Origin of the sequence: Bacillus sp. SN32 (assembly GCF_002837495.1) — a bacterium.
GTDB classification, from domain to species: Bacteria; Bacillota; Bacilli; order Bacillales; family Bacillaceae; genus Bacillus; species Bacillus subtilis.
The window spans coordinates 184,413-197,437 of record NZ_PJCT01000001.1 but is presented as its reverse complement, the minus strand read 5'-3'; the positions used below and the strand labels follow the sequence as shown (position 1 = coordinate 197,437).

The window sequence follows — 13,025 nt, the reverse complement described above, 5'->3', positions numbered from 1 at the left end:
TGTCGTTTATGCCAGCAATTGTCGGACCTATAGCTATCAATTCCATATCGGGCGGAGTCGTAAACTTTGGTGATTCCTTTTACCTTTCTCCGAAAAGCTCTTCAAAATCTGCGCTCGGTTCGGGAGCAGGAAACACGGGAGATTTCCTTCTATTAAATAACGCAGTCAACGCGACAAATTATATAGACCCCGATGTCAACGATCAGGATATGGTTGGAAACGGATAAAAGCAGCCGCTCTGCAAAGAGAGGGCTGCTTTTTAGTCATTTTTTCTTTTTTCGTTCATTTGATTTCTTTGTTTTGATCAGCTTCTCAGGCGGCTGTTTTCTGATCCATTTGACAAACCGGGCAAGCTCTGGATCGCTTCTGAGTTCAGCCATTCCGTTTAAACGTACGGCGAGCTCTTGATTGGTATATAAGGTATGAATCTGTTTATGGCAAGGAATACAGAGCATCGCTGTCGGCAAAAACGCTCCGCCTTCCTCTTTCGGTGTGAGATGATGCTCTGTCAGCTGGACATCGCTCCGGCCGCACAGCTCACATATTCCGGCAGTCTGCTTTGCCATATCCGCTCCTCCCTTACATCAACTCAAGTGATACCCGCGTACCGCGGCCGCTCGGTTCAGCCGGATGGACGATCAGCTTTTTCGGAAGCCGTGCACGCAGTTCCTGCACATGGCTGATGACACCGACAGCCAGATTGTCTGACTGAAGTTTTTCCAAGGCTGTTACAACCGTATCAAGCAGGTCTTGATCCAGTGTGCCGAAGCCTTCATCTAAGAAAAAGAACTGAAGCGGGTATTCCCCGCGAAGCTGGATCTGCGCAGACAGCGCAAGAGCAAGTGAAAGCGAGGTGAGGAAGGTCTCTCCTCCAGACAAACTGGAAACCGGGCGTCTTACGCCTCCATTCGCGTCATCCCGCATCACAAAGCCGCCTTCTGAATCTACTTCGATGGCATAGCGCTGTCTTGTCAGCATACTGAGTCTTGCTGAGGCGTCCCTCGCAACGCTTTCAAGCTGCTCCTCAGCTAAAAATTCGACGAAGGTATTGCCTTTAAACACAGCTTGCAGCTTGTCCAGCCTGTCGATATGCGTCTGCCATTTTTTCAGTTCAGCTTCAATTTCATTAAACCGTTTATGATGGTCGCGAATGACAGCCAGTGCTTTTGCTGCCGCGCCTTTTTCCTCAATAGCAGCGCCAAATGCGTCCTCAGCTTCTTGTAATGCTGCAACGGTTTCGTTCCATTCGCTCTCTGTTAATGCTCTGCCGGCAAGTATCTCTGCTACTCGTTTTAAGTTTGCAGCATTTTGCTTCAGTTTATCCATAAACTGGTCTATGCCGGTTTTCATCTTTTCAAGTTCATCAGCTGGGATGGAACTTTGCTCAACCTCCTCAGTCCGGGTAAAGGAGGTGTTTTTTGTATGCTCAAGCCAAGCAGCTTTTGCTTTTTCCAATCTGCCCTTCGCCTCTTGAAGAGTGAGCTCGCTTGCAGAAGCGCGGCTTTTCGCCTGGTTGAGCTTCATTTGGGCGCTTTGCAGTTCTTCATATAAAGATTGTTCTTTTTCCTTTAACAGCTTTAGATCCTGCTGGACAGAGCGGAGTTTGATTTGAATCGAATCTCCTTTTGCATAATCTCCGAGTTCGTGCTCATAATCAGCTATCACGCTCTTTATGCGTTCAGCCGCATAATGAAGCTCCAGCTTTTCCCGCTCAAGCCGGTGTCCCGATTCCCGCAGTTTTTCCTTTTGTGCTTCATGCTCAGCAAGAAACGCGATACTCTTCTCAATTCGTTTTTCACATTCTTCTGCAGCCCGGTCCTTTTCTTCAATGGCTTGCTGCCATTTTTCTGCTTCGTCCACAGATTGATTCTGAAATGCTTCTTTAAACATGTTCAGACTGCTGTCCATTGAGGATTGAAGCTCGGTGATGATGCTTTCAATACGGTCAGCTTCTCTTTTTTCAAAACCGATTTTTTCATTAAGCTGCTCGGCCTTTTTTAAAGACTCCTGATAGGCGCCGATCATTTGTGCCATTCGTGTCTTAACAGAAAGAATGTCCTGCTTGATTCGTTTCCATTCAAATTTGGCAGTTTCAAATGCTTCATACACCGGCTGATGTTCGAAGGAAGCTGCCGCTTCAAGGTTCTGCGCTTGAATTGTCTGCAAAAACGGACACTGTTCAATAAAGCGCGCGGACTGTTCTTCAAGCGTAATTTTGGCTGAAAGAATCTCCTGGCTGAGAGCTGCAGCTTCCGTCAATAATACATCTGTCTGTTTAATGTCCTCTTCAAGATGGCTGTCGGCTTCATATGTTTCATGTACTGAGGCAGATGGATCATGATCGGTTGAACCGCATACCGGGCAAGGCTTACCGGCAGTCAGCTTTTGGGCTAACTCTTTTGTCAGCAGTGCCACCCTTGCTTTTTCACGCTGTAAGTGAAGCGTGTGTTGGCTCTTTCTAGTCTCTTCCGTCATACGTGTTAATGAGCGTTCCGTTTCGCACACCAAATGGTACACAGTTTGTACTGCCTCATATGCCTGAATGATGTTGTTTTCTTCCGCTTCCGTCTTTTGAACGAGTGTATTCTTCTCTTCATTCATCTTCTGAAGCACGAGGTTCAATTCGTCACTTCGTTTTTTCTCTTTTTTGATTTGCTCCTCGGTTTGTCTGATGCGCAATGCCATTTCTGCGGCCTGCTGGCAGCTTTTTCGCTCATCGGATGTCACCTGCAGGGATTTGAGCTGCTGCTTCAATTCTGTCTGTCTGTTTTGCCCTCGTGTCAGGCGATCTGTTACGGTCTCTAATTCATTCATGACAGATTGAAGAGCCTCTTCTTTCTGCCGGAGGTCAGCCTTTTTGCGCTCTTCCTCTTGCTTGGCCTCACTCAGTTTGATTTCGATTTCCTGCAAGCGTGAAAGCTGTTCCTGTTTGGATAAAAGCTCAGGCTCTTTCTCGCTTTTATGCTGGCGCCACGCTTCATACTCTTCATGTTTTTGCTGAAAGAAAGCTGTCCGGTCTGCTAAATCCTTTTGGGCTAGCGTTTGTTCCTTTTCAGCTTGCTCCTCATGCTGGATCGCTTCTGCGTACCGGTCCGCATAGGGCTTAAGGGCTGCTGCTGTTTCTGCTTCCAGCAGGCGTTTTTGCATGCTGTCTATATGCGGCTGTTCTTCTGCGAGACGTTTTTCCTCTTCTTCATAAGCGGATTTTTCCTTTTGGACATTCCATATCTCCTGATGCTCTGTAAACCGCTCCTTCGCCTGATCACGGTTCTTCCTCATCGCTTCCAGCCGGGCTTCAGCTTGTTCGAGAGCCTTTTCAGCCTGCTCCACTGCCTCTGAGCTCGCCTCACCGAGACCGGACTGTTCAGCAAGCATTTCATTTTTTCTCGCATTGGCTTCCTGCGCCTGCCGTCTCAGCTTTTTCACAAGCCTGTCTCCATATTGCTCCAAATTAAATAAACGCTGAAGCATATGCCTGCGCTCTGCCCCTTTTAAAGACAGAAATTCAGCAAATTTCCCTTGGGGCAGCACCACCGCTCTCGTAAAATCGTCGATCGTCAGACCCAAGAGCTCCTCCACTCTTTTATTCACTTCGCTGGCTTTATCAGCCAGCACCGTATGCTCGTCCTTGATTTCGATGAAGCGGCAAAGTGCCGTTTTCACCTTCATTTCATCCGTTCTCTTAAACACACGCTCGACTTTGTATGAGATTTGATGATTCGACTGAAGCGCAAAGGTAAAGGAAACAGACAGCGTATCTTCGGCGTGATTTAAGATACCGTGCGTATTATTCGCCGCCCGTTCCACCTTTCCGTATAAAGCAAGCGTCATTGCGTCGAGTATAGAGGATTTACCGCTTCCTGTCGGCCCGAAAATGCCGAAAACACCGGCACCGGATAGGCCTTCAAAATCTATCGTCTGCTCCTCTCTAAAGCTGTGGAGCCCCTTAATGCTTAAGGTGATCGGCTTCATTTCGCATCCTCCTCTTCAACGCCTGATGCAAGCTCTAAAAACAGCTTCACCATTTCTTCATCCGGCACCGCGCCGCCAGTTTGTTTTTCATAAAATTTCTTAAATCGGTCTTCGATGGATACATGCTTAACCTCGATCCGTTCCCGGTCTTTGTTCTGTTCTTCAAAAACCGGCCTGATATGGATAAAGCCTGGGTGCGCCTTCCGCAGCCTGTGAATCTCTTCAAGTGACAGCTGGTCTGTGACACGGATTTCCAGGTCAATCCAAGCATTCTGATCTCTGCCTTCATCCAGCCAGCTGTACACCTCACTTAATCCATTTGCCGCTTTCCACTTCACAAGGGGCTTGCCGCTTGATAATAACACCTCTTGCCAAGTGGCCTCTTCCCCAAGCTTTGCGTCCACAATCGTCACTGATTTTGCGTAGCCCGCTTCAGAAAAGCTGTAGGCGAGCGGAGATCCTGAATAACGCGCAAGCGTCCGCGCCCGCTTGATCGTTTGCGGGCGATGCAAATGGCCGAGCGCAACGTAAGCGGCATCTGCCGGCAGGCTTTCAGCAGCCACCGTGTATGCACCGCCGACTTCAATCGGCCGCTCTGAATCGGTTTGGTTTCCGCCTGCCACATAAATATGGCTTGCGGCAATCTTCACTGCATCGTTCCGGAACCGGCTTGTCATATGCTCAAACGCCTGCCTGATTTTCACATCATAGTGATCACGGAGCAGCTTTTCATCAAACGTATCGGATAGCACTTCATTTAACCTTGCTTCAGATGGGTACGCCAGCGCTCCAACCGCCAAAAGCTCTCCTGCTGAAGGCACTTCAATATGAATCGGCTCTGTTGTCGGATAACCGATTAAATGAATGCCGTTTTCATGTGTCAGCGGTGAAGCGGCTGACAAACGGTCAGGATTATCGTGGTTTCCGGCAATGACTACGATCGGGCGCTTTCCTCTGTCGCTAAGCGCAGACAGGCTTTCATAAAACAGCTGCTCGGCTAAAGCCGGCGGGTTTACGGTGTCAAATGCATCCCCCGCCATTACAATGGCATCGATCTGCTCATCCTTTACAATCGTATTCATTTCATCCAGCACATCGGCCTGTTCACTCAGCCTGCTTCTTCCTTCAAGCGTTTTTCCAAGATGCCAGTCAGCCGTATGTAAAATCCGCAAATGCTTTCACCTCTCTTTTATATAGAAAACGAGACCCGCTCCGCCTGAAATTCCGGAGCTTATGGATCTCGCTATAATGTCAGAATGTGCCCTCCGTCAAAGAAATAAAGCGCACATCCCTTTACCTTTGTTTTTGCAATTTGCTCCACTGCCTTCGTATACAGCTGAATTTGCGTTTCATATCGTTTCTTCAAGATCGGGGCCGCTCCTTCAAATCCATGCTGGAATTTGCCCTCAATCCGGTCCGACTTATAATCCAATAGATATAATCCGTCCTCAGTTTCATAGAGACAGTCAATGATACCCTGCACTAAAAGCGGCTCATCTGCCTCCTGTACATCAGGATAGATCTCCTTGGCCGGAAGCGCTAAGCTGAATGGTATTTCCCGGTCCTTCCACTTTGCGCCGATCAGCTGTCCGCCGATTTCCGTATGGAAAAATTGCACAATTTCTTCTATATCAATAGCGTCTTTTTGTTCTTCAGTGAGAAGCTCTTTTTCATAAAGCCTGTGAACCGTCTGCTCAGCTTCTTCTATCGACGGCACATGTGACAGTTGGATATGCTGCATAACCGTATGCATAGCAGTCCCTTTCTCTGCCGCTGTCAGGCCTTTTTTCATCATAAAAGCGGGACGTCTGTACAGAATGCTTCCATCAGCCGGTTTTACAGGGGCCCTGCCGCTGTATTCATCCTCGTACTCTCTTTTTCTTTTGATCTCAGAAACCGATTGCTTTGTCCGAATTTGCGTCACCTCGTGATGCGGGTATGTCCAGCTCAGCTGCTCGCGGGCTTTTTCATCAAACGCAAACGAGCCGGGAACTGGTTCACCTCGGCGGATCGCTTCTAGGCGCTCGCTTTTTTCTTCCATTCTTTCTTCCAGATCATCATCAAGCAAATCATAGGAATGGATCATTTGAACGGCAAAACGAGCCGGGTGATCTGAGATGTCAGCGTGTGCTGGCACACCAGCCAAATCCTCCAAGTCTCTGTGCCTGGCAAGAGCCGGCCCGATGAAATCTAGATACGTTTTCGCCTGATAGCGGTCAAATTCTGGCAGAAGCCAATCAGTTTGGGACGCGGATGCCTGCCATTTTGCAAGCTGTTTCTGATGATCCTTACATGAGCCAATCAGAAACAGCTTTTCCTTCGCTCTCGTTAATGCAACATAGAGAACACGCAATTCCTCTGACAGCAGCTCCCTGCGCATTTTTTTCTTCATCGCAATGAGCGGAAGTGTCGGATAGCTGATGCGTAATTGCGGATGAATATACTTCGTGCCAAATCCGAGCTCCTTATCCAGCAGGTACGATTTGTTCAAATCCATCATGTTGAAATTCCGGCCGAGACCTGCTGCAAACACGACTGGAAATTCGAGCCCTTTGCTGCTGTGGATCGTCATTAAGCGGACAACATCCTCCTGCTCGCTGAGCGCTCTCGCCGTACCAAGATCATCGCCCCGTTCCTGCATGCGTTCGATAAACCGCAGGAAACGAAACAAGCCGCGAAATGCCGTTGATTCATATTGACGCGCCCTGTCATAAAGAACACGCAAATTGGCCTGGCGCTGTTTTCCGCCCGGCATCCCGCCGACATAATCCATATATTTGGTGTCGCGGTACACTTCCCAAATCAGCTCAGATACTGAGTGGTTTTTCGAAAACGCGCGCCATTTTTGCAGATGTCCGTAAAACGTATTTAGCTTTTGATAAAGCTCATCATTCCGGTCACCAGCAGCCAGGTAGTCTTTCATCGCCTCATAGTACGGCGCTTTTTTATTTTCAAGCCGGATCAAAGACAGCTCGTTTTCATCCGCTCCGACAATCGGTGAGCGCAGCACAGAGGCAAGCGGTATATCCTGATACGGATTATCAATCACCTTCAGCACAGAAAGCGCGACGGCGACTTCGACCGCTTCAAAATAGCCTGACGTTAAATTGGCGTAAACCGGTATGCCCTGTGCTCTCAGCTCCTCCATGATTTGCGGAGCCCACGGCATCGAACGGAGCAAAATCACGATATCTCGGTATTGAATATTGCGATGTGTTTTCTTTTTTCCGTCATACACCTTAAATGGCGATGAAATCAGCTTGCGAATTTCCTTAGCGATGGCTTTTGCCTCAAACTGCACCGTTTCAAGCTCTTCTGCTTCCTCGCTTGCATCCGTATCTTCTGCGTTGTCGATCAGCAGCAGCTCTGTTTCCGTCTCGTCATTGTCCGGATACGCTGCACCAAGCTTCAGCTCGGCCTGCTCGTCATAATCGACCTCACCGATTTTGCCGCCCATCAGCTGTTTAAATAAAAAGTTTGTGCTGTCTAAAATATCAGCCCGGCTTCGGAAATTTTTATTTAAATCGATTTTCCGCCCCGTGCCTTCTCCGCTCTCTGTAAACCGTTTGTATTTAGAGAGGAAAAGAAGCGGCTCCGCAAGCCTGAATCGATAAATCGACTGTTTGACATCTCCTACCATAAACAGGTTGCCAGTCTCCTCCGGCCCGCTTGTGACGAGCTGCAGAATCGATTCCTGCACGAGGTTGGTATCCTGATATTCGTCAACGAGCACCTCATGAAACTGTTCCTGATAAAACCTTGCAGCCTCGCTCGGCTCACGTTCACCTTTGTCATTCTCAGCTGTCAAAATCGCTAAACAGTAATGCTCCAAATCAGAAAAATCGATGATTGATTTTTCCTGTTTCGCAGCTTCGAATCGTTTTCCATAGCTGATGACAAGCTGTACGAGCGTTTCAATGACAGGCTTCATCTCGGCTAGGCTTTTCAAGTGCTGTTCAGGACTTCGCGTGAAGTAGTCGGTTTTGAGCTTTTCAAGCAGTTTTTTTGCGCCGTTTCTCAAATCTGTCGCCTCATCAAGGAGCGCTGGATCGAACTCATCCCCTTTTACTGCTTTGGCACGCTTAAAAGAGACGGCGGGCACCCGCTTATATAGTTCAATGAAATCATCCTGATGCTGAATCAGTTCATCAATCTGCGCAAGATCATCAAGAAAATTGTCAGCACGCGGCGCCGGGCCGCCCGGCGCTTTCGTCAGCTCAAGCGCGCGCAAGAGCTTTTCCTTCGCCCCGTTAAGCACCATTGCAATATCTTCTTTGACATATTGATAAAACGGCAGCTCCTCGATGGCGCTCTTTTCTGATACATCATACAAATGAACAAAACTTTCCAGCCACGCCTCCGGGTTGGGATGGGATCGGGAATACTCGTACACCTGTTTAACGAGAAATTGCAGATCCAGATCATGCCGGTCTGTCGTATAGCGATCAACAAGCTCAAAAAACGCCTTTTCGCCCTTTGCGTATTCGTCTTCAAACAGCTCGTCAAGCACTTCATCCCCCAGTAGCTCACCTTCCGTCTGATCAGCTATCCGAAAGCCCGGGTCAAGATCGATCAAGTAGTAATATTTCTTCAGCACTTGCAGGCAAAAGGAATGGAGCGTCGAAATGCTGGCCCGGTTCAAAAGAGAAAGCTGGCGTCTGATATGCAGCGAGCCGGGGCGCTGTACAAGCTCTTTTTCCAAGGCTTCTGCGATTCGGTGCTTCATCTCTGCCGCTGAGGCGTTTGTAAATGTCACAACGAGAAGACGGTCTACATCTATTGGGTTTTCCTCCGCGGTGATTTTCCGAATCATTCGTTCAACGAGCACAGCGGTTTTACCAGAGCCCGCAGCCGCTGCCACAAGAATATCCTGGCCGGTTGAAACAATGGCATTCCATTGGTCATCTGTCCATGTGCTGTCTGCCGGTTTAGGAATGTTCATTGCCATCCGCCTCCTTTTTTATCCACTCAAGTATCGTCTTGTCCTTTTCAGCCTTTAATGGGCGATACTCGTTTTCTTCCAGTGATTCATCAAATTGGCATACTGATTTGAACGCACAGTATGTGCACGGCGTCTTGTTCTTCATTTTGTAAGGCTCAATGGATACGCGTCCGTCGGTGATTTGTTCGCCCGCTTCCTGGAAGGTGCGGCGCACATGCTTTGTCAAAAGATCAAATTCCTTTTCACCGACTGCGGCCGAGTCTGATCTAAGAGATCCGTCTTTTTTCAAGCCGGCGTTTATGATATTTGAACGTCCCTCTTGAAGGGTTGTATCCATGAGACGAACCACTTCCTGATCACCGAGGAGCAAGCCCTTCATTTTAAATTTCTTAAAGATCTCCTGTTCAATCTCGTCAAGCCCAAGCGGGAGATTAGATTGAATCATCGGGTCATGAATATGGAAATACAGCACTCCGGCAGGCGTCGCCCTCATCCCGAGCCAGTCAGCTGAATGTGTAATCGATAAATCAAGGTACGTCAGCATTTGCAGTGCCAATCCGTAATATACTTCCGCTAAGTCAAGGCCTTTGTCGCTTGATTTATAATCGACAATCCTGAGGAGCAGGCCTTTTGAGCTTTCAGCCTTATCAACACGGTCAATTCGCCCGACGAGTTCCATCGTACAGCCGTTTTTCAGTTGAAAGGTCAGCGGCGGAAGCGGCCCTTTTCCTCCAAAGCCCAGTTCAAGCCCGATCGGTACGAATCCGCTCGCTTTCGCATGCTCGCTTAAAATGCCGGATACACGTGTCACAATTTTTTGCAGTTTTTCCTTCACATAATAATGCCGGTTTGAGCTGAGCAGAATTTCCTTTTGCAGTTTCGGTGCCAGCCGCTCTACCGCATCATAGGAAAACAGCTCGCATTGCTCTTTCGTTAAATCGCGCCAATCCAGCTTTTGCTCACGCAGCCTGTCTGAAATCAGCTTTAAGCTGGAATGAAACAGCTGGCCGATATCCGGTGCTTCAAGCTTGAAGAATTGCCGTTCCTTCAGATGCAGCCCGTGTGACGCAAAATGGGAAAACGGACACGCGTTAAAGGTTTCCATTCTTGAGACACTGCCCTGAATGCGTTCACCATAGAGCTGTCTCGACACGCTGCGTTCAAGCTGCTTCACTTCATTCCGGAAAAACAGGCTTGAGAACAGCTTTTTCGATTGCAGCCTGTCCGGCTCACTCATCAGCACATTGTACGTGCTCCACCAGACGTCGCTGATGTCGTATTCCCGAGTCCATAACCTGAGCTGGCTCGCGGTAAAGGACTGTGCCACGCTTTTATTCACAACATACATCAGCTGTTCCTCATCGCTGACCTGTTCAGGTTCATTTGTTAACAGGCGCTCCTTATGATGCGGAAACAGTTCTTCCAGCCGCTTAACGATCATCGACGGCAAAAGCGTTTTTCCTTCCGCATCAGCAATCGGATACGATACGTAAAGCCGGTCAGACGGACTTGAAAACGCCATGTAGATGAGGAAGTGCTCATCAAGCAAACGCTCTCGTCCGCCTGAGGATAGCTCAATCCCAATCGTTTTCAGCCATTCCCGGTCGTCATCCGACAGGACCCCGTTTTCATCAGGGCGTGCCGGCAGAACGCCGTCGTTTGCCCCGAGCACAAAGGTGCAGGAGGTGCCATACATTCTGGACAAATCCATATTGCCGACAAACACCTGGTCAAGCGCAGGCGGAATTAGAGAAAATGTAAGCGACTCCGCGCCGGCTTCTATCATTTGCTGAAACAAATCAAGAGAAATCTCATCATCTCCCATCATTTCAACAAACTCCTCAAGCAGCTGAATGACTGCGTCCCACGCCTGCTGATGCTGCTGCGCTTCAATGATTCTGCCGTCATCCTCAGCACGCTGCCTTTCCTGATCCAGCTTCAGCGGCACATCCGTCTCTTCTAAATAACGATAGAGCGCCTCTGCCTTCTCTTGAACCGTCTTCGCTTTTTTCATGCGTTTTTGAAGCTGAAAAAGCGGCGGAACAATCCAATCGCGGGTGTCATTCAACATGTTTTCCATTTCGATTTCCTGATCAGTCTGTGCAAAATCATCATCCAATGACACAAAACGCCTGTATTGGAAACGATCGCCCTTTGTCCAGCGGTCGCCTTTAATACCATAGGCGATACAGTAATTTTCGAGCTGATCGACCTGTTCTCTCACTTTGGCCTTCGGTTCATTGAGCGGGAATAGCAGTTCGGTTTTCACGCAGCGAAACACCGCTTCATAACGCCAATTCCCTTTCAGAACATCAAGGCTTGACCGGATAAATTCGATTAACGGGTGGTTCAGCATAGATGCTTTTCCGTCAATGAAATAAGGAATCTCGTAATCTGCGAAAACTTCCTTCACCATATCCTTGTAGTCTTCCGGCTGGCGCGCAAGAATTGCTACATCCTTATAGCGATATCCCTTCTCTCTGACTAGGGCGTGAATTTCCCGGGCAATGCCTTCCAGCTCAGCTCGTCTGTTTGCGGCCTGCATCACAGTAAGGGCTTCTTGTTTTTCTGCGTATGGAATGGCCGGACGCGCTTCATACTGTGCCTCTAGATGCGCCAATTCCGGCGTCTTTGTATGCCGCTCAGTCCGGCTCAGCTCTTTATACGTAATGTCCAAATTCAGTTCCTTCGCCTTCTGATGCAGGCGGTAATAGGTTTTCCCCGTCATTCTGAACAATTCCAGTTCATGCGGCTCCCGCTCATATGACGGCTTGTCCGCTGTGAGCGAAAACGTGATATGCTCCGCATGAACCATAAGCTGCTCCAACACCCTGAATTCCTGCGGTGTAAACTGATAAAAGCCATCCACATAGATATGGGCGCCTGTTATATCTTCCGCAAGCGGGATATGCTCTGCCAGCAATGTCAAATAATCCTCAGAGTGAAGATATTGGTCTGCGAGGCTTTTTTCCATTTGCTGATACAGAATTGATAAGTCATGGAGCTTTTCAGATAAAACACGTTCTCCGCGATACTCGGAAGCCGTTCCGCTTTCCGCCATCCGGCGGATATCCTCCGGTTCCAGACAATAGCGCTTAAACTCTGTCAGCATCCGCTCAACCTGTGCGGTAAACCCGCTTTTGTCACTCGCTTTTTGATAGACTTTGAACTCCTGTTTATGCTCCTCAATGAGCTTCCGCAGGAGCATTTGTACGCCGGTGCTCGTCAGAAACGGCCTGCTCATTCCTCCCGTATGCTGAAGGACGCGCCAGGCCAATCGTGAAAAACTGAACACTTGAGCGCGTATCATCCCGCCCATATCTGGCGTTTTAGCAAGCTCGTATTCCATTAAAAACGTCATTTGATCCGGGACTAGAAAAATGATCGGCTTCCCGAATGGAGCCCGGCGCAATTCATCCTGAATGCTGTCGATGATCAGCTTCGTTTTTCCACTCCCGGACCTGCCTACTAAAAACTCTGCTCCCAAATTAGAAGACCCCTCTCTTTTTATCTCTATATATTTTATCGAATGTTGACGAAAATGACCAATCTGATCTATTGGTAAAAACGGCCTTTTCACATATAAAAAGCTGATTATCTCCGCACATCTCTCCCTGCCCAACATATGCTTTTACAGAAGCCCAATTCCTAAGAATGGAGTTGAATCCCCTTGCATTACAGCTACTATCCCTATCCGGTGCCATACCGGGAAGATCCTGTTTTGATTCGGAATTTGCAGAAGGCCATCAACGGAGAATTCAGTGCAATTCAATGCTACCGCAAGCTTGCCGAACTCGCCCACAGCGATGAAATCAGAAAACAGGTTGAAGAAATCAGGCGTGACGAGATTCGCCACCTCCGTGAATTTTCCACACTGTATGGATCAATTACCGGCAAACACATCATGCCGAAACAAACGGAAGAACGCCCGGACAATTTCACAAGAGGACTGGACGCCGCTTTTAAAGATGAACAAGAAACCGTCGACTTTTACTTGCGTGCGGCCGAGGAAACGTCAAACCTAAAAGCGAAAGGCGTCTTTACACGCGCAGCACGTGATGAACAAAATCACGCTGTCTGGTTTCTATACTATCTGATGGAACGTTAGATA

General features: G+C 48.4%; 7 protein-coding genes. 2 read left to right on the top strand and 5 right to left on the bottom strand.

From position 1 onward, the window contains the following. The first annotated feature begins 8 nt into the window (after nucleotides 1-8). A complete protein-coding gene (locus CW370_RS01075) occupies nucleotides 9-227 on the top strand; it encodes a spore germination protein (protein WP_003233096.1) in 219 nt (72 codons plus the stop codon). Nucleotides 228-263: 36 nt separating this feature from the next. Here CW370_RS01075 and hlpB read toward each other — a convergent pair whose 3' ends face one another. The 5 genes from hlpB to addB all read right to left on the bottom strand — a co-directional run bounded on the left by hlpB (nucleotide 264) and on the right by addB (nucleotide 12,401). Beyond that, a complete protein-coding gene (hlpB, locus tag CW370_RS01070) occupies nucleotides 264-566 on the bottom strand; it encodes an HNH nuclease-like protein HlpB (RefSeq protein ID WP_024573539.1) in 303 nt (100 codons plus the stop codon). Nucleotides 567-579: 13 nt separating this feature from the next. Then, nucleotides 580-3,972 (bottom strand): exonuclease subunit SbcC, encoded by a 3,393-nt coding sequence (gene sbcC / locus CW370_RS01065; protein WP_024573540.1) that lies wholly within the window; start codon nucleotides 3,970-3,972, stop codon nucleotides 580-582. Further along, nucleotides 3,969-5,144: an exonuclease subunit SbcD gene (sbcD, locus tag CW370_RS01060; RefSeq protein ID WP_029945984.1), complete on the bottom strand. Its 1,176-nt coding sequence runs from the start codon at nucleotides 5,142-5,144 to the stop codon at nucleotides 3,969-3,971. The genes sbcC and sbcD overlap by 4 nt, the downstream gene beginning before the upstream one ends. Before the next feature lie 71 nt (nucleotides 5,145-5,215). Beyond that, entirely contained in the window at nucleotides 5,216-8,914 is a 3,699-nt protein-coding gene (addA, locus tag CW370_RS01055) for a helicase-exonuclease AddAB subunit AddA (RefSeq protein WP_029945985.1), read from the bottom strand. Further along, complete coding sequence (gene addB / locus CW370_RS01050; RefSeq protein ID WP_029945986.1) at nucleotides 8,901-12,401, bottom strand: helicase-exonuclease AddAB subunit AddB; 3,501 nt, start codon at nucleotides 12,399-12,401, stop codon at nucleotides 8,901-8,903. Before addB ends, addA begins: the two co-directional genes overlap by 14 nt. Nucleotides 12,402-12,584: 183 nt before the next feature. Here addB and CW370_RS01045 point away from each other — a divergent pair, with 183 nt between their 5' ends. Beyond that, nucleotides 12,585-13,022 carry a ferritin family protein gene (locus CW370_RS01045; protein ID WP_024573324.1) on the top strand — a complete coding sequence of 146 codons (438 nt, stop codon included), beginning with the start codon at nucleotides 12,585-12,587 and terminating at the stop codon, nucleotides 13,020-13,022. The last annotated feature ends 3 nt before the right edge of the window (nucleotides 13,023-13,025 follow it).

Coding starts and splice junctions, on each gene's coding strand:
- CW370_RS01075 (WP_003233096.1), top strand. CDS start 9: ATGCCAGCAATTGTCGGACCTATAGCTATCAATTCCATATCGGGCGGA.
- sbcC (WP_024573540.1), bottom strand. CDS start 3,972: ATGAAGCCGATCACCTTAAGCATTAAGGGGCTCCACAGCTTTAGAGAG.
- addA (WP_029945985.1), bottom strand. CDS start 8,914: ATGAACATTCCTAAACCGGCAGACAGCACATGGACAGATGACCAATGG.
- hlpB (WP_024573539.1), bottom strand. CDS start 566: ATGGCAAAGCAGACTGCCGGAATATGTGAGCTGTGCGGCCGGAGCGAT.